Annotated in this window: 11 protein-coding genes and 1 tRNA gene; 9 read left to right on the top strand and 3 right to left on the bottom strand. The window is 70.9% G+C overall.

Going from position 1 to position 17,294, the window contains the following annotated elements:
* Nucleotides 1-117: 117 nt before the first annotated feature.
* On the bottom strand, nt 118-984 hold the full coding sequence (locus ACZ6ZQ_RS35950) for a helix-turn-helix transcriptional regulator (protein ID WP_469772732.1): 867 nt from the start codon (nt 982-984) through the stop codon (nt 118-120).
* 110 nt (nt 985-1,094) lie between these two features.
* On the opposite strand from ACZ6ZQ_RS35950, the gene ACZ6ZQ_RS35945 reads away from it, so the two are divergent.
* From ACZ6ZQ_RS35945 to ACZ6ZQ_RS35935, 3 genes are all read left to right on the top strand, one after another.
* Nucleotides 1,095-2,537, top strand: coding sequence for an MFS transporter (locus ACZ6ZQ_RS35945; RefSeq protein ID WP_469772731.1), 1,443 nt, complete (start codon nt 1,095-1,097; stop codon nt 2,535-2,537).
* 239 nt (nt 2,538-2,776) lie between these two features.
* On the top strand, nt 2,777-3,010 hold the full coding sequence (locus tag ACZ6ZQ_RS35940; RefSeq protein ID WP_040916346.1) for a hypothetical protein: 234 nt from the start codon (nt 2,777-2,779) through the stop codon (nt 3,008-3,010).
* A 353-nt stretch (nt 3,011-3,363) separates the two neighbouring features.
* Nucleotides 3,364-3,436: transfer RNA gene (locus ACZ6ZQ_RS35935), tRNA-Ala, on the top strand.
* Nucleotides 3,437-3,501: 65 nt separating this feature from the next.
* On the opposite strand, the gene ACZ6ZQ_RS35930 is transcribed toward ACZ6ZQ_RS35935, so the two are convergent.
* Together ACZ6ZQ_RS35930 and ACZ6ZQ_RS35925 are read right to left on the bottom strand one after the other, a co-directional pair.
* The gene (locus tag ACZ6ZQ_RS35930) at nt 3,502-5,082 is read right to left on the bottom strand and encodes an NADH-ubiquinone oxidoreductase-F iron-sulfur binding region domain-containing protein (protein WP_469772730.1); all 1,581 of its coding nucleotides are present in this window, start codon (nt 5,080-5,082) and stop codon (nt 3,502-3,504) included.
* Nucleotides 5,079-6,602, bottom strand: a complete 1,524-nt coding sequence (locus ACZ6ZQ_RS35925) for a hypothetical protein (RefSeq protein ID WP_469772729.1) — start codon at nt 6,600-6,602, stop codon at nt 5,079-5,081. Before ACZ6ZQ_RS35925 ends, ACZ6ZQ_RS35930 begins: the two co-directional genes overlap by 4 nt.
* A gap of 472 nt (nt 6,603-7,074) precedes the next feature.
* Between ACZ6ZQ_RS35925 and leuS the strand changes: the two genes are divergently transcribed.
* The 6 genes from leuS to ACZ6ZQ_RS35895 all read left to right on the top strand — a co-directional run bounded on the left by leuS (nt 7,075) and on the right by ACZ6ZQ_RS35895 (nt 17,187).
* Nucleotides 7,075-9,966, top strand: coding sequence for a leucine--tRNA ligase (gene leuS / locus ACZ6ZQ_RS35920; RefSeq protein WP_469772728.1), 2,892 nt, complete (start codon nt 7,075-7,077; stop codon nt 9,964-9,966).
* 148 nt (nt 9,967-10,114) lie between these two features.
* Nucleotides 10,115-10,894: a hypothetical protein gene (locus tag ACZ6ZQ_RS35915; protein ID WP_469772727.1), complete on the top strand. Its 780-nt coding sequence runs from the start codon at nt 10,115-10,117 to the stop codon at nt 10,892-10,894.
* Between the two features lie 317 nt (nt 10,895-11,211).
* Nucleotides 11,212-12,057: a DegV family protein gene (locus ACZ6ZQ_RS35910; RefSeq protein ID WP_469772726.1), complete on the top strand. Its 846-nt coding sequence runs from the start codon at nt 11,212-11,214 to the stop codon at nt 12,055-12,057.
* Nucleotides 12,058-12,639: 582 nt separating this feature from the next.
* Nucleotides 12,640-13,512, top strand: a complete 873-nt coding sequence (locus tag ACZ6ZQ_RS35905) for a ComEA family DNA-binding protein (RefSeq protein WP_469772725.1) — start codon at nt 12,640-12,642, stop codon at nt 13,510-13,512.
* Nucleotides 13,509-16,073, top strand: a complete 2,565-nt coding sequence (locus ACZ6ZQ_RS35900; RefSeq protein ID WP_469772724.1) for a ComEC/Rec2 family competence protein — start codon at nt 13,509-13,511, stop codon at nt 16,071-16,073. The genes ACZ6ZQ_RS35905 and ACZ6ZQ_RS35900 overlap by 4 nt, the downstream gene beginning before the upstream one ends.
* A 307-nt stretch (nt 16,074-16,380) precedes the next feature.
* The gene (locus ACZ6ZQ_RS35895; protein WP_469772723.1) at nt 16,381-17,187 is read left to right on the top strand and encodes an arylamine N-acetyltransferase family protein; all 807 of its coding nucleotides are present in this window, start codon (nt 16,381-16,383) and stop codon (nt 17,185-17,187) included.
* Nucleotides 17,188-17,294: the final 107 nt, after the last annotated feature.

Raw genomic sequence — 17,294 nt, 5'->3', positions numbered from 1 at the left:
GGGATTTCGCTTTTCAGGACTCGCTTTTCAGGACTCGCTTTGCAGGGCTTGCTACGCGCGCGCCGACCGTTGCGTCGCCGGGTCACGCTACGAGCCTCAGTCCGGCGGGCACACAGCTCATCCCCAGGCCTCAGTCCGGCGGGCACGGAGCTTCCACATGCGGTGGTCGCTCTCCTCGTCGTTCGGCGTATAGGCGACGATCCGGCACTCCGGCATCCCGTCGATGGAGAGTGAGACCGAGGTCATCCGGACCTCGCCCACCGCCTCGTGCCGGAAGGTCTTCACCCTGGGCCCGGGCGGGACGACATCGCCGCTCTCCCACAGCTCCGCGAAAGCCGGGCTGGCATCCGACAACCGGCGTACGAACGCCTCCCACGAGGGCTCGCCGACATGCCGCCCGTACGCGCCACGCAGCGTCGCCACCATGACCGGCAGCTCGCTCTCGCGGAAGACCAGCGGGCAGCTGGGCTCCGGCACGGTGAAGAGCGTCCACAGGACGTTCGGTACCCCCCTGTTGCCCGCAGGGCCCGAAGGCGGCCGAATGTCGTAGAACAGGTCCCGGTAGGCGGGGTTGGTGGCGAGGATGTCGTAGCGCGAGTTGTAGACCACGGCCGCGTGAGGATCAAGGGCGTCGATGATGCCCTGGATCTCCGGGCTGACACTGGCCGCATCCGACTCGCGGTCCGGCGCGTACGGCACCTCCGCCAGGTGGTACAGATGCTCCCGCTCGGGCTGGTCGAGCCGGAGCGTGCGAGCCACGGCATCCAGGACCTGCGCCGAGGCATTGATCGGGCGGCCCTGCTCCAGCCATGTGTACCAGGTCACACCCACTCCGGAGAGCTGCGCGACTTCCTCGCGGCGCAGCCCCGGGGTGCGTCTGCGCAGCCCTGGCGGCATGCCGACATCCTCGGGGGTCACCCGGGCCCGGCGGCCGCGGAGAAACGCTGCCAGCTCTGGACGGCGGCGCTGTGCCGGTGCTGTCATCGTCGCCACACCCCCATGGTCGAAGACCTGTGCCGCCGCTGCCAGGTGCTGCCAGTACCAGTATCAGCGGGCTCTCGTTACCCGTATCAGTTCGCCTGGAGGCTCGGTCCATGACCACGACCTCTACGGCGGCTCCAACTTCCGTACCCAGTAAAGACCCTGGCACTGACAACCGGCCCGGCCTGCTGCTCGCCGTCGTGCTGGCGGCGCAGTTCATGGCCCTGCTCGACGTCTTCATCGTCAATGTGGCCGCTCCGACGATCCGTACCGAACTGAACGCCTCCGGAGCAGGGCTGCAGCTGGTCATCGCCGGTTACACCATCTCGTACGCCGTCCTGCTGATCACCGGCGCGCGGCTCGGTGATCTGATCGGCCACCGGCGCATGTACCTGGGCGGGCTGGCGGTCTTCACGGCCGCCTCGCTCGCCTGCGGACTGGCCGCGGGCGCCGGACAGCTGATCGTCTTCCGGCTGGTCCAGGGGGCGGGAGCGGCCCTGATGATCCCGCAGGTGCTCAGCCTCATCCAGCGGAACTTCACCGGCGAGCGGCGGGTGCGGGCCCTCGGCGCCTACTCCGCCGTCCTGGCCACCGGTGCAGCCGCCGGGCAGGTCGCCGGCGGTGTACTGGTCAGCGCAGACCTGTTCGGTGCGAGCTGGCGCCCGGTCTTCCTGGTGAACGTCCCGATCGGCATCGTCCTGCTGGCGCTGGGTACGAGGGCGCTGCCGCGCGACCGCCACGACGATCCGGAGCGCACCCGCGGTCTCGACCTCCCGGGCCTCGTCCTGCTGGCCGCTGCGGTCTCGCTCTTCACCGTTCCGCTGGTCCTCGGTCAGGAGCAGGACTGGCCGCTGTGGTCCTGGCTCTCCTTGGGGGCATCCGTGGCCCTCTTCGCGGCGTTCTGCGCGTACGAGTCGCGGCTCGCGCGGCGCGGCGGTGCCCCGCTGATCGCCCCGCGTGTGCTGCGTATCCCCGGTATGGGCCGCGCGGTACTCCGGATTCTCCTGGTGATGGGCGTCAATGCCGGTTTCCTGTTCACCCTCACTCTGCACATCCAGGGTGGTCTCGGTCACAGCGCGCTCCGCGCGGGCCTGACCTTCGCGCCGACGGCTGTCGTTTTCGGCGTGATCGGGCTGACCTGGCGGCGCTGGCCCACAGCACTCCATGGAGCGCTGATTCCGGGCGGATTCGTGCTGACCGCCGTCTCCACCGTGGCGGTGGGCTGGGTGCTCAGGGACGGTGGCAGCGGCGGCGCCGGCTTGTACGCCGCCTTCGCCGGTGTCGGCACGGGCCTGTCCCTCGCCTTCAGCCCCGCCCTGACCAGTGCGCTCGCGACGGTACGGCAGGAGGACGCCGCGGACGCCAGTGGTTTGCTGGCGACGGTCACCCAGCTCGGGCAGCTGCTCGGAGTGGCGACTTTTGGCACACTCTTCCTGAACCGGCTGACCGCGCCGGGGGCGCAGCCGTCCGCCGACGCGCTCTGGGTATGCGCGCTCGCGCTGGGCGCCGCCGCGATCTTGGGAGCGATGGCAGGTCTCGTTCGCCGACGCCCATGACCCTCTTGCGGTGCCATGGCAGAATCGGGACGGGCGGAGGGAGATGACGGCTCGGACGGGAGGGAGAGGCGATGCCCGGAGGCAGCATCGAGGAGGATGATGACCTGCTCGTCGCTGCGGAGGGCCGTGCTCGCCTCAGCTGCCCCTCATGCGGTTCGTCCCATGTTGCCCAAGTGCTCGGCGACAACGGAGGTATCTCGTACGTGTGCACGGCCTGCGGCCACAGCTGGAGCTGAGTGATGGGTGCACACAGGAGGAAATGCGACTGGTGCGGCAGCGGTACGCCGATCGTCCGTGACATGGATCCGATCAACCCGGAGTACCAGTACTGGTGCGAGGAGTGCGCCCGGGCGCTGATCATAAAGGGCGACCCCATCGAGACATACCGTGAACTCGAAGGGGAGCCGATCTACGGACGGCTGCTCGACGAACACTGCACGCTCAAGCGCTTCTATTCGTTCGCGACGGCCTGACGCTCCAGCCCGACCGGCACAGCGACGGTCATCAGTCCGGAGCACCGCGTTCCCGGCGGTCGCCGGCGTCCGCAGTTCCGGTACCCCGAAGGCTGTGAGCGGTGTGAACAGCAGGGCTGCGAACGGTGGGTAGGCCGTCGGCAGATCCGCCTTGCGTGCAGGCGGCTGCGCCGAGGGTGTAGTGGTTGAGCCTGGCGGGCGGAGGCGAGCGCCATCACGATCACAGTCACGAACAGGGACGTTACCGGCCTTCTCGGTGCAGACCGGAAACGATTTGGTGAACCACCGGGGGGACCGTGTAATGTTCTCTGTGTCGCCGCGGGGGAAACCCACAGCGAAGCGACAGACAGCAAGGGGCTATAGCTCAGTTGGTAGAGCGCTTGCATGGCATGCAAGAGGTCAGGAGTTCAATTCTCCTTAGCTCCACAACAGCTCGTCAGAGCACAAGAAGAGGGCCATCCGATCCGGATGGCCCTCTTCCGTGTCTCCCGTCAACCCCGGCCGCTGCCAAGGGCCTTGCGGTCGCCGCCGGGCGGCAGCGCCGGGCGGCGCTCGGCAGGCGCCTGCTCGATACGGAGCGCGAGCGCCGGGCAACGGCGTACGGCACGCTGGGCGCGCCCCCGCATATGCATCGGCACCGAGGCTTCCGCCACCGACGGATACCCGTCGGCGCCCATGCGGATCAGCTCCGGAACGATTTCCGCGCAGATCCCGTGGCCCCGGCAGAGCGTCCAGTCCACGGCGAGCTTCTCTCCGCTCGGGATGGACTCCTCCGCCTCTTCGTAACCGGCACCGGGCAGCGGCAGCACACCGAGCGTCTCGCGACCGCAGCCGCCATGCAGGACGTGCGCGGCGAGGTCGTCCGTGAACGCCGAAAGGGTCGACGCGAAGAAGCGCGCGGAGCCGTCGGGGTGCTTGCACGCGCCGCGCCCCTTCACGGCCTGGGTCACCTCGCGCAGCGCCTCCAGGGCGGCCGGTCCACCCCCGTTGATCACGTCGGACAGCCCGCCGGCAGCCGCGGGCAGACCCAGCTTGCACGGACCGCACTGGCCGGCCGTCTCGGCCGCGAGCCAGTTGGCCACGCGCTGCGCCTCCCCCAGGGGGCAGGTCTCGGGGCCGATCGGCAGGATCGCGCCGGCGCCCAGCGCGCCGCCCACGTTGGCCAGCGATTCCCGCGAGATCACGGCGTCGTGCGTGGCGGCGGCGTCGATCCAGTTGCCGTGGTAGCCGCCGGTCAGCACGCCCTGGGGGACCGGGGGAGCACCGGCCAGCTGCAGCACATACCGCATCGGCACACCGGTCGGCACCTCGATCACCATCGGGCGCGCGACAGCACCGGAGACCGTCAGCATCACCGTGCCCGGCTCGGTCTCCAGGCCCGTGTGGCCGTACCGGCGCGCCCCGATCCGGGCGGCGACGGCCAGCTGCGCGAACGTCTCAGCGTTCGACAGAAGCGTCGGCGCCCCGCCGACACCGGACTCGGCGGCGCGCTCGCGGCGGCCCGGAGGCAGAGCGGGGCCGCCGTTGATCGCCCGGATGATCGCCGAGGCCTCGCCTGAGACCATGCGCTCGGGGTTCCGCTGCACCCGTGCGCGCAGCTGCTGCCCGCGCCGGTCGGAAAGTCCGCGCTCGGCCAGCGCGGCCCGCATCGAGATCTCCGTGGAGTTGCGGGTCACCGCGACGATCAGGGTGCGTGCGCCCAGCGCCTCGGCGGCGAGCAGCGCGCCGTCCAGGATGAGGTGGGGCGCCCGGTTGACCATCACGGTGTCCTTGCGGCAGGCCGGCTCGTCCTCACTGGCGTTGATCACCACGACGGGCCGCACACCCCGTCGAATGGCGGCCTTGGCCACGGCTCGCAGCTTCTGGGCGAACGGGAATCCCGCCCCGCCGCGGCCCCGCAGGGATATGTTCTCGGCGAGCTGAGCCAGCAGCTCCCCGGTCATGGGTTCGAGCGGCCCGTGCACTTTCAGGTGCATGGAGAGGTCGAGACGCTCGACCAGGTCGAAGCCCTGGGTCAGCTGGGGGAGGCCGACGACGCGGACTTCGGGGACATCGGGGAGGGGGGTGTTCACGGTCGGTCTCCTGCGGGTGCGTGCCAGGGTTCCCCAGCCGGGGGCGGGTAGAGCGGGCCGGGCGAGGGCTGGGTGTCGTCCAGCCGGGACGTGTCGGGCGTCCGGCCGTCGTAGCCGCCCCCGGTGCTGTATGCGGAACCCTGGTCGTACGTGGTGCTGTAGGGGGAGGTGGCGTTTGTGTCGTACGGGGAGGTGGCGCTCGTGTCGTACGGCGACGACAGGGGCGGCGAGGGGATGGCCTGCGCGGGCGGCGGCGGGGAAGGTGCCGGCCAGAGCCCGGAGCGGGGCGCGGACTCGGAGACGATGGGCAGCTCCTCGGTCATGGGCACACGCTCGGCGAGCGGTATGCCGTCCGAGGAGGCCCCTGGAGGGGTCCCGGACCCTGCCGTACGCGCGGAGGCGTCACCGGCCAGGGAGACGGCGCGGTAGGCGGCGGAGATCCCCGTTCCGGGGCCGTCGCCAGGCAGCGGCCCACTGGGCACCGGGCCGGCATCGGGGAAGGACCCCGCGGCCGTGGCCGGCTCGGCGGCGAGGGGCGGTGTCGCTTCGTAGAGCTGCGTCGCCTCGTACAGCGGCGGGGCGGGAGCGGCGAGCCGGCGGGGCTCACCGCGCGACGGGCCGAGGGGCTGTCCCATGGGTGAACCGAGAGGCGATCCCAGGGGCTGCCCGATCGGCCTGCCCACCGGCTCGTCCTGGTCGGCGGGACGGCGCTGGAACTCGCGCTCGAACCGGGGCTGCGGCTGGGAGGGAATGCCGGAGGCGCCGGGGAGCGGCGCCGTCGACAGGTTGCGCACGCCCTGCTCCGGGGCGGCGGGCGGTTCGCCGGCCGCGCCGGTCAGTGCCAGGAGCTGCTCGACGATCCTGCGCTTCGCCGGGCGCGGCAGCAGCCGCAGGGACACGGCGGCGGCGACTCCGGTGAGCGAGAGGCAGTACATGACGACCACCCAGGTGGCCGCGGGACGGCCCGTGTACAGGCCGTGCATCAGCGCCGAGCACCACGCCGGGTAGGCCAGCATGTGCAGGGCCCGCCAGCTGCCGGCGAAGCTGCTCTTGCCCGCGAGCGCGCTGCGCGCTGCGCCGGTCGAGGCGGCGATCACCATCAGAAGGCCGGCGAGCGAGCCCAATCCGATGAGGCCGGAGGTGCCTGTGACACCGAGGCCGAACGGGACCAGAGCGCCCAGCAGTTCGACATGACCGAGCGAGACCTTGACCGTGGCGTGCAGCAGAAGGAATCCGAGCGAGGCAACAGCGGTGGTTCTGTGGATGGCCTGGGCGAGCAGACGGTGGCGCGTGGAGAGAAACAGCCGGTCGGTGGCGATGAGGCCCCAGGCGATCGAGGCCGTGAGGGAGACCAGTGAAAGAACACCGGTGGTGAAGTCCAGCGCGGCGCGGAAATCGTCACTGCCGCCGATGGCGAGCAGGGGTATGAGCACAAGCGCGGCGACACTCAATCCGCCCCGCGCCTGACGGCTCAAGGCCGGTTGACCGGGCGACGAACGGATCTTGCGATGAGGTTTCATGGGGGCGACTCCGAGTGGTGCGGGAAAGCGGTCCCGTGAACGCACTCTAGGTCGCCGCATACCCGCTGGTACGAGGTTTGCGTGTTTATCGAGGCGGGTGGACGACAACTGACTCTGGGGTTGCCCCGGATAGGGGCGATACGCCGAGTAACCTCTGTGACGAAGTCGCTCGTCACTCTCGCGGCGGACGCTCCGCGGCTTTCTCCCGGACCCCTTCCGGGTGCCTCGCACACCGTTCCCTGTGCTCTGACGTGGCGTTCGTGCCCGCCGAGCGGACACTCGATGCGGCCCGGAGGGGCCCTGCTGTACCCTGACGCCATGCGTGCCGTACGCCTTCTGCTTAGCGAGCCGCGCTGATCAGTCCCGACCGGTGAATCAAACGGTCGGAATCGGCGCGGCGTCCCCTCCTGTGCGAGGGGATTTTTCGTTTCGGTAATCGCCGGCAGAGACGATCGATGGAGCTTTCAGGATCATGAGCGAGACGAATTCCTCCCCCGTGGCCTTCGGCGCGGGTGGGGCCCCCTCCGCGGAGGCGGCTGCACCGCACCGCTATACGGCGGCCATGGCCGCCGGGATCGAGGCACGCTGGCAGGACTCCTGGGACGCCGACGGCACGTACGAGGCGCCCAACCCCAGTGGTGATCTGGCCGGTGACCCGAATGTCGTCGCCCGGCCCAAGAAGTTCGTCATGGACATGTTCCCGTACCCCTCCGGTGCGGGCCTGCACGTCGGACACCCGCTGGGCTACATCGCGACCGATGTCTACGCCCGTCACCAGCGGATGACCGGCCACAACGTGCTGCACACCCTGGGCTTCGACGCCTTCGGCCTGCCGGCCGAGCAGTACGCAGTCCAGACCGGCACGCATCCGCGCGTGTCCACCGAAGCCAACATCGAGAACATGAAGGTCCAGCTGCGCAGGCTGGGCCTGGGCCACGACAGGCGCCGGTCGTTCGCGACGATCGACCCGGACTACTACAAGTGGACCCAGTGGATCTTCCTGCAGATCTTCAACTCCTGGTACGACGAGGCGGCGAAGAAGGCCCGTCCGATCGCCGACCTGGTGGCGCAGTTCGAGAGCGGGGAGCGCACGCCCGAGAGCGGGCGCCCTTGGAATGAGCTGAGCGCTGTCGAGCGCGCCGATGTGCTGGGCGGGTACCGCCTGGCGTACGCCTCCGCCGCCCCGGTCAACTGGTGCCCTGGCCTGGGCACCGTGCTGGCCAACGAGGAAGTCACTGCCGACGGCCGCTCCGAGCGCGGCAACTTCCCGGTCTTCAAGGCCAATCTGCGCCAGTGGAACATGCGCATCACCGCCTACGCCGACCGCCTGCTGGACGACCTGGACGCGCTGGACTGGCCCGAGGCCATCAAGCTGCAGCAGCGCAACTGGATCGGCCGCAGTGAGGGCGCGCGCGTCGACTTCTCCATCGACGGCCACAACGGCGCTTCGGTCACGGTCTTCACCACCCGCCCCGACACCCTGTTCGGCGCGACCTACATGGTCCTGGCGCCCGAGCACGGTCTGATCGACTCGATCCTGCCGGCCGAGTGGCCGCAGGAGGCCCAGGGCAAGGATGCCTGGACCGGTGGCGCTGCCACCCCGGCCGACGCCGTCGCCGCGTACCGCAAGCAGGCCCAGACGAAGAGCGACGTCGAGCGGCAGACCGAACACAAGGACAAGACCGGTGTGTTCACCGGCACCTACGCCCTGAACCCGGTCACCGGCGCGCGGATCCCGGTCTTCGTCGCCGACTACGTGCTGATGGGCTACGGCACCGGCGCCATCATGGCCGTCCCCGGTCAGGACGAGCGCGACTGGGAGTTCGCCGAGGCCTTCGGCCTGCCGATCATCCGCACCGTGCAGCCGCCGGAGGGCTGGGAGGGCGAGGCGTTCACCGGCCAGGGGCCGGCGATCAACTCCTCGAACGACGAGATCTCCCTGGACGGTCTGGGCGTCGCGGAGGCAAAGGCCAGGATCACCGAGTGGCTGGTCGCCAAGGGCATCGGCGAAGCGACCATCAACTTCCGGCTGCGCGACTGGCTGTTCAGCCGGCAGCGCTACTGGGGCGAGCCCTTCCCGATCGTCTACGACGAGGACGGCGTCGCCCACGCGCTGCCCGACTCGATGCTGCCGCTGGAGCTGCCGGAGGTCGATGACTACTCGCCGCGCACCTTCGACCCGGACGACGCGGACACCGAGCCCGAGACCCCGCTGTCCCGCAACGAAGAGTGGGTCAACGTCGAGCTGGACCTGGGCGACGGCGTCAAGCGCTACCGGCGCGAGACCAACACGATGCCGAACTGGGCCGGTTCGTGCTGGTACGAGCTGCGCTACCTGGACCCGCACAACGCGGACAAGCTGGTCGACCCGGAGATCGAGCAGTACTGGATGGGCCCGCGCGAGGGGCAGCCGCACGGCGGCGTCGACCTGTACGTCGGCGGCGCCGAGCACGCCGTACTGCACCTGCTGTACGCACGCTTCTGGTCCAAGGTGCTGTTCGACCTGGGGCACGTCTCCTCCGCAGAGCCGTTCCACAAGCTGTTCAACCAGGGCATGATCCAGGCGTACGTCTACCGTGACGGCCGCGGCTTCCCGGTGCAGGCCACCGAGGTCGAGGAGCGGGACGGCAAGTTCTTCTTCGACGGCGAGCAGGTCAAGCGCGAGCTGGGCAAGATGGGCAAGTCCCTGAAGAACGCCGTCACTCCGGACGAGATCGCCGCCGAGTACGGTGCCGACACGCTGCGCCTGTACGAGATGGCGATGGGCCCCCTGGACGTGTCGCGGCCGTGGGACACGCGCGCCGTGGTCGGCCAGTACCGCCTGCTGCAGCGCCTGTGGCGCAACGTCGTCGACGAATCGACCGGCCAGGTCACCGTCGTGGACGAGGAGCCGGACGAGGTGACGCTGCGCGCTCTGCACAAGGCCATCGACGGCGTCGGCCAGGACATGGCCGCGATGCGCTTCAACACCGCCATCGCCAAGATCACCGAGCTGAACAACCACCTGACCAAGACGGGCGGTCCGGTCGCCCGGTCGGTGGCGGAGCGGCTGGTCCTGCTGATCGCGCCGCTGGCGCCGCACATCGCCGAGGAGCTGTGGCGCAAGCTGGGCCACACGGACTCCGTCGTGCACCAGGACTTCCCGGTCGCCGACCCCGCGTACGTCGTGGACGAGACCGTGACCTGCGTCGTGCAGATCAAGGGCAAGATCAAGGCGCGCCTGGAGGTCTCCCCGTCGGTCACGGACGCGGAACTGGAGGCCCTGGCGCTGGGTGACACTGCGGTTGTCGAGGCGCTGGGCGGCGCGGGCATCCGCAAGGTGATCGTGCGGGCGCCGAAGCTGGTGAACATCGTCCCGGCGTAGCCGCCGTCGTCCCTGGGGTGAGCCCGGTCGTTGCCGGCCTTCCCTGGTCTTTCCCCTACGGGCAGGTTGGGGGTTCTGATGGAACCCTCGGCCTGCCCGCTCCGTTTACGGTGGAAGGACACATCCATACGACTCGGAGGGCGCCCCCATGGAAGCCGTCATCATCATCCTGGCGCTGCTCTTCGTCGCCTTCGTGGCACTCGGGGTCTATGTGAGCGTCAAGGTGATCGGTGCGGCCAAGCGCGGAGTGGACCGCACGATCACTCAGGCCCGGCGCACCGTCGAGGACACGACGCTGCGCGCGAAGAGCCTCGGGCAGGGCGGTGTGGTCGGTGAACTGGCACAGCTCCGGCTCCGCCTGCGTACGTCGATGAAGGCCACCCAGGACGCGCTGCACGCGGGCGTGGCCGAGGACGCGTCGCTGTCGGAGTCGATCGGCCTGTTCGAGCGGTTGAGCGCGCACGGACATGAGCTGGACGACGAGCTGAGGCGACTGGAGCGCGAGCCCGACCGGAGCAGGATCGTGGAGCGGCTGCCGCAGCTGCGCGAGCGGGTCGAGAGGATCACGCACTCCGCGGAGTCGCTGCGATGGGCGGCCAGGGACCGGGCCCGGGCGTTCGCCGAGGACGATCTCGAGGCGCTGAGCGCGCAGATCGACGTGGAGGCGGGGGCGCTGCGGGACTGGTCCAGGACGGAGCCGATGTGGGGGCCGGAGCCGACGCGGGACTCCTCGTCGGCTCCGGCGCAGGCTCCGGCATCCGCACCGCAGGCGACACCGGCTCCGGCACAGGCTCCGGCGTCCGAGGCGGCGCGGACGGGGGAGTCCGAGGCCGGAGCGTCGGGGCCGCAGGCGATCACGGGCCGTGATCCACGACAGCCGATGATGTACTCGTGGGAGAAGACGGCCCGTCCGGAGACGACGAACTAGGACGAGCTGGACGGGCCTGTGGGGTGGCCCGGGCCGGAGGCGGCCGCCGGGGCGGACAGGCGTGCCGGACCGGATGTTGTGCCGGACCGGAGAGGGTGTGAGGGCGGGACCGTCAGGCGAAGCGGAATGCTTGGCGGTGCCCGGTGGAGGGTACGTGATTGCTCGTGCCAGGCTTGGATCCGGCGCGGACCAGCTCCGTGCCGGGCACTGTGCAGGACTGCGAACCGCCCCCAGACGGAAGGGTTCGCCGACCGGAACCGATCACTGGGGCGGGGTCGGACTGCCCTGCGGCGGCTCCTGGGGGTAACCTCCCGCTCATGTCCCGCCATGTCGCGATCGTCACCGATTCAACGGCCTATCTGCCGCCGCAGACGATGGAGCGGCATGGCATCACCGCGGTGCCACTGACCGTCGTGCTCGGCGACCAGGCCCTCGAGGAGGGCACCGAGATCTCGGCCCGCTCGCTCGCCCTCGCACTGCAGAAGCGACGTCCCGTGACCACGTCCCGGCCCAGCCCCGAGACGTTCGCCGCGGCCTACCGGGCCACGGCCGAAGCCGGTGCGACCGGAATCGTTTCCCTGCATCTCTCGTCCGAGTTCTCCGGGACCTACGACGCAGCGGTGCTGGCGGCTCGGGAGGCGCCGGTTCCGGTCCGTGTGGTGGACACCGGAATGGTCGCGATGGCGCTCGGCTTCTGCGCGCTCGCTGCGGCCGAGGCGGCCCACGGCGGTGGCACTCTCGACGAGGCGGTGGCCGCGGCCGAGAAGAGGGCCGCGGGCACGTCCGCGTACTTCTACGTCGACACACTGGACTATCTGCGCCGGGGCGGGCGCATCGGCGCGGCCCAGGCGCTTCTGGGCTCGGCGCTCGCAGTGAAGCCACTGCTCCAGCTGGACGGCGGGCGCATCGAGCCGCTGGAGAAGGTGCGTACGGCATCGAAGGCGATCGCCCGGCTGGAGGAGATCGTCGTCGAACGTGCGGGCGCCGACGGGGTGGATATCGCGGTGCACCATCTCGCGGCACCGGAACGGGCGTCTGCGCTGGCGGAACGGCTGCGGGAGCGGGTGCCCAACCTCGCCGAACTGCATGTGAGCGAGGTGGGCGCGGTGATCGGTGCGCACACGGGGCCTGGACTGCTGGGGGTTGTGGTCTCACCTCGGTGAGGCCCACAACCCCAGCGGCGGTCTCAGCGAGATGAGCCAGCGGCTGTTGGGGATGGCCTCGTCTGCGCTGTGTGCTCCATGTGGTCCCTATGGTTCCTGGGCTCTCTTTGACTCCTGTGGGTGACGTAGTTGTCCACAACGGCTGGGCCATCCACCGGAATTGAGGCGGCTCGGCGGGATTCGACGGACGTGCCTACCGTCGGGGGCATGACCTATCGATCACGCTCCGCGACGAGTGGCCCTGGCCGTGTCCCTGCCTCGGACAGCCGTGTCCACGACCGACGGAGGTTGCGCGCCAGACGCCGCCCGGCATCGGGTTCGCCGGCCCCACCGGCCTCGGCCCTGCGGCGACGTGCGGACGCGCTGTTCCAGACACCGAGCGGTCCCGTTGAGGGTGTGGGCGTCCCGTCGGCGCCGGATGGCGGACGGGGGGACCGGTCGGCGGAGGCTGTGCAGGTGGAGGGGGTTCGGCGGGCGCTGACAGGGCGGTCGGTGCCACGGCGGCCGGACGGCAACCGACAGTCTGCGGAATCACGTAAGTCTGAACCGCCTGTGCCTGAACGGCCTGTGTTTGAACCGCTCGTGCCTGAACGGCCTGCGTCTGAACCACTTGCGTCTCAGCCGTCTGCGTCTGAACCATCTGCGTCTGAACGGGTGGCGCCTCAATCGTTGGCGTCTGAATCGTTGGCGCCCGATCCGGTGACGCCCGATTCGGTCACGCATGGACTGCCCGCTCCCGAGCTGTCGGTGCGGCAGCGTGGGCGACTCGCTCTGTGGGAGCGAGTGCCGCTGTGGCGACGAGTGCCGCTGTGGGTCCGGCTCCGATGTGGGCTGGAGCCGCGGGCACTTGCCGCGCTGGCGGTCGTCCTTGTGGTGGCCGTCGGGTTCGCCGTGCAGCACTTCTGGTCCGGCCGTCCGGAGCCCATGAGGGCACCGGAGCTCGTCAGGGAGGGCCGTCCCGCGCCTGTCGCACGGGAGCCGAGGCCCTCGCCCGGGGCGCCACCCACGGAGGAACCGGCTGCGCGGATCGTGGTCGATGTGAGCGGCAAGGTACGGCGTCCGGGAGTGCTTCGGCTGCCCGCCGGCTCGCGTGTGGCCGATGCCCTTCGAGCGGCGGGCGGTGTCAGGGCCGGTACGGACATCACCGGCCTCAACCGGGCGCGGGTGCTGATGGACGGCGAGCAGGTGGTGGTGGTGGGCGTCGTGCCGCCGCCGGGCAGTCCTGCTCCGGGTCCGGCCGGTGGCGGCGGAGCACCGACCGCGGGACCCGTGAGCCTGAACTCGGCGACGGCGGAGCAACTCGACACGCTGCCGGGAGTCGGCCCGGTGCTCGCCCAGCACATTGTGGACTACCGCACCGAGCACGGCGGATTCCGCTCGGTGGACGAGCTCCGCGAGGTGAGGGGGATCGGCGACCGCCGGTTCGCGGACCTCCAGTCCTTGGTACGGCCATGACGCGCCGGGGAGTTCACAGCACAGCGGCTCATCCGCTGGGCGCGTCCGATCCCCGTCAGGAGGGCCCGCCGGACCTGCGCCTGGTCCTGCCCGCGCTGGCGGCATGGGGAGCGGCAGCCTTGTCCCTGTCCGCTCCGGCGGGCTGGCCGGCCGTGGCGGTACTGAGCTGCCTTGCCGCGGCTGTGCTGCTTGTGGTGCTCCCGCTGGTGCGGGCTGCGCGACGGGGAGCCCGGCGCGGCGCCGGGAATCGCGTTGCGGCCGCTGCCTTGCTGCTCTGTGCCGCCGCGGGGGCGACGGCGGGTGGGCTGCGCGGTGCGGATCTGTACAGGGGGCCCGTGCCTGAAGCGGCGCGCCGGCACGCGCGGGTCACCGCGGAGTTGACCGTGACCTCCGATCCGCGCATGACGCGGCCGCGTGTGCGGGGTGATCGGATGACGGGGGCGGCGGTCGTGCTGGAGGCGGAGGTCACGCGGTTGACGGCGACCGACCGGTCCGTCGTCGCCACCCGCGCACCGGTCCTGGTGATCGCCCGGTCGGGGGCGGCGACGGGGAGGTGGCTGCGGCTGCTGCCCTCGACACGGCTGCGGATCGACGCCCGGTCGGTGCCGGCTCTGGAGGGGGACGACCGTTTCGCCGCCGTTCTGAGGGTGCAGGGCAACGGGCCGCCCCGTATCACGGGGCCCCCGACCGCGGTGCAGCGTACGGCCGGGACGCTTCGGGCCGGGCTGCGCCGGGCGACCGGCGGACTCGAACCCGATGCCCGCGCGCTGCTCCCGGGGCTGGTCGTCGGGGACACCTCCCGTATCGGACCTGAGCTGTACGACGCGTTCCGGGCGACGGATCTCACTCACTTGCTGGCGGTCTCAGGAAGCAACCTCACTGTTGTGCTGTTCCTGCTCATCGGTCCACCCGGTACCGCACTGCTGGCCGAACGCCGTGGACTGGCGCCCCGGTTGGGTATCTCGCTCCGCGCGACGGCGCTGCTCGGCGGAGCGCTCGCGATCGCCTTCGTGGTGGTGTGCCGGCCCGACCCGAGTGTGCTGCGGGCAGCGGCGTGCGGGCTAATCACGCTGCTTGCCATCGGGACCGGCCGCCGGAGATCGCTGATTCCCGCGCTGGCCGCCGCCGTGCTGCTGCTCGTGCTGTACGACCCGTGGCTGGCCCGCACGTACGGCTTTCTGCTGTCTGTGCTGGCCACAGCCGCCCTGCTCACCCTTGCCCCGCGCTGGAGTGCGGCCCTGAGTCGGCGCGGGGTGCCGGGACGGCTCGCGGAGGCGCTGGCAGCGGCTGCCGCGGCACAGGCCGTGTGCGCCCCGGTGGTGGCTGTGTTCGCGGCGCGGGTCAGCCTCGTGGCGATTCCCTGCAACCTGCTTGCCGAGCTGGCGGTCGCGCCGGCCACGGTGCTGGGATTCGCGGCGCTCGCAGTGGCGCCCTTGGCGATGCCGGCCGCGGAGATGCTGGCCCGGTGCGCGGGCTGGCCGGCCGGGTGGATTGCCGACGTCGCCCGTGCCGGGGCGAGACTGCCCGGAGCTCAGGCCGAGTGGCCGGGCGGCTGGCGCGGCGGGCTCCTGCTGGCCGCGGGCACGGCCGTCGCCGTGCTCGCGACGCGGAGGCTGATGCGCCATCCATGGCCGGCCGCCGGCTGTGCCCTGCTGCTTCTGCTCGCAGTGCTGCGGCCGCCACCGCTGACCAGGATCGTCACCGGATGGCCGCCACCGGGCTGGTCGTTCGCGATGTGCGATGTGGGCCAGGGCGATGCCACGGTGCTGGCGGCAGGTGGTGGCACGGCCGTTGTCGTGGACGCCGGGCCGGATCCCGAGCTCACCGACCGGTGTCTTCGTGAGCTGGGGGTCAGGAGGGTCCCGCTTCTGCTGCTGACGCACTTCCACGCCGACCATGTCGCGGGGCTGCCCGGCGTATTGCGGGACAGGGCGGTCGGCACGATCCAGACGACGACGTTCGAAGAGCCGCGCGACCAGGCGGAGTTCGTGCACCGGACCGCCAGAGCGGCCGGAGTCCCGGTGATCCGCGCGGGACCGGGCGAGCGGCGCCGGACGGGCCGGCTCACCTGGCAGGTGCTGTGGCCGGACGCCGGACCGGCTCCCGGCTCGGTTCCCGGACCGGCTCCCGGCTCGGGTTCTGGGTCGGTTCCCGGACGCGGTGGGACGCCGGACGGGCCGAACGATGCCAGCGTCACTCTGCTCGTCCGTGCCGCCGGAGGCCTGTCGTTGCTGCTCCTCGGAGACCTCGAACCGCCGGCGCAGCAAGGGCTGATACGGGCTCATCCCGCACTGCCGCCGGTGGATGTGCTCAAGGTCGCCCACCACGGCTCGGCGTACCAGTACCCCGCTCTTATGGCCGGTGCGCGACCGCGGCTCGCGCTGATTTCCTGTGGCCGGGACAACCCGTACGGTCATCCGTCGCCCCGTACCGTCGGCGCTCTGCGGGCCCAGGGGGCGCTGGTACTGAGCACGGACAAGGACGGGGCGATCGCGGTGACGGGAGCCGGTGCGGAGCTGCGAGCCGTGGCACGCGGTCCGCGCGGCCCCGACGCCGGGTGAGCCGCGTAGCCGGGTGTACAGGCTGGGCGCGCAATCGGTCGGACCAGCCGGTCGGTCCAGCCGGTCGGTGCAGCCACCGGCCGTCGCGCATGAGCAGCGGCCCGGCTGCGTGACGGCGGCCGGCGGAGTTGTCATGGCCGTAACGCCAGGTCCGGGCGGTCTTCGAGGGCCCGACAAGATCACCCGGACAGGACCTGGGAGGCATGGGGGGCACGGTACGTCGGGCTACGGGCGTACGTGCCTACGCCGACCGGCCTAGGACCAGTGGCGCATGGCGCAGCCTCGTGCTCCCGGCGAGACTGCCTCTATGGACACCGCATCGCAGACACTGCCGCCGGAGACCGTCGACGCCTACCTCCGCCGCATCGGAGCCGTCCGCCCGGAGCGGCCGGACGCCGTGGCCCTGCGGGAGCTGCAGCTGCGGCATCTGCTCTCGGTTCCTTTCGAGAACCTCTCGATCCATCTGGGGGAGAGCCTGGTACTGGAGGACAAACCGCTCCTCGACAAGATTGTCGGCGCCCGACGCGGCGGCTTCTGCTACGAACTCAACGGTGCCTTCGCGGCGTTGCTGCGAGGCCTGGGCTTCGGCGTCACGCTGCTCCAGGCGCGGAGCTTCGGGCCGGACGGGCGGCTCCGTATTCCGTACGACCACCTCACCCTGCGCGTGGAGACGGCGGATGGCGCCGGTCCTTGGCTGGCCGACGTCGGATTCGGCGACCACAGCCACCACCCCCTCGTCCTGGAGGAGCAGGGGGACCAGAGCGATCCGGCCGGTGTGTTCCGGATCGTCGAGGCGCCCGATGGGGATCTCGATGTACTGCGGGACGGCAAACCGCAGTTCCGCGTCGACATGCGTCCGCGCGTGCTGGCGGACTTCGAGGCCGGGGCCTGGTATCACCGCACCTCTCCCGCCTCCCACTTCACTCGGTCGCTCGTCTGCTCCCGGCTCACCGAGGACGGCCGGATCACCCTGAGCGGCCGCAAGCTCGTCACCACGGCGCACGGGGAGCGGCAGGAGCGGCCGCTCGGGGACGACGCCGAGGTGCTGGCCGCGTACCGGGACCACTTCGGGCTGGTGCTGGACCGGGTCCCGGAGGTCCGGCAGGACTTCTGAGAAGCGTCGCTGAGCTTGTTCTTTAACCCTTGAACCGCTGTAGGGCGATAAGCGTCTTCTCGCGGCGGACGGTTTTGCCGACGTCGTAGCGGGGTGCCCGGCGCCTG

It is taken from the genome of Streptomyces sp. NPDC053673 (assembly GCF_055585225.1).
Note: the sequence above shows the minus strand (reverse complement) of the source record. Positions and strands in the feature narration are given on the sequence as shown.

Excerpts from the sequence above, each read along its gene's own strand:
- ACZ6ZQ_RS35950 (WP_469772732.1), bottom strand. The coding sequence starts at position 984 with ATGACAGCACCGGCACAGCGCCGCCGTCCAGAGCTGGCAGCGTTTCTC.
- leuS (WP_469772728.1), top strand. The coding sequence starts at position 7,075 with ATGAGCGAGACGAATTCCTCCCCCGTGGCCTTCGGCGCGGGTGGGGCC.
- ACZ6ZQ_RS35940 (WP_040916346.1), top strand. The coding sequence starts at position 2,777 with ATGGGTGCACACAGGAGGAAATGCGACTGGTGCGGCAGCGGTACGCCG.
- ACZ6ZQ_RS35895 (WP_469772723.1), top strand. The coding sequence starts at position 16,381 with ATGGACACCGCATCGCAGACACTGCCGCCGGAGACCGTCGACGCCTAC.
- ACZ6ZQ_RS35945 (WP_469772731.1), top strand. The coding sequence starts at position 1,095 with ATGACCACGACCTCTACGGCGGCTCCAACTTCCGTACCCAGTAAAGAC.
- ACZ6ZQ_RS35915 (WP_469772727.1), top strand. The coding sequence starts at position 10,115 with ATGGAAGCCGTCATCATCATCCTGGCGCTGCTCTTCGTCGCCTTCGTG.
- ACZ6ZQ_RS35900 (WP_469772724.1), top strand. The coding sequence starts at position 13,509 with ATGACGCGCCGGGGAGTTCACAGCACAGCGGCTCATCCGCTGGGCGCG.
- ACZ6ZQ_RS35925 (WP_469772729.1), bottom strand. The coding sequence starts at position 6,602 with ATGAAACCTCATCGCAAGATCCGTTCGTCGCCCGGTCAACCGGCCTTG.
- ACZ6ZQ_RS35910 (WP_469772726.1), top strand. The coding sequence starts at position 11,212 with ATGTCCCGCCATGTCGCGATCGTCACCGATTCAACGGCCTATCTGCCG.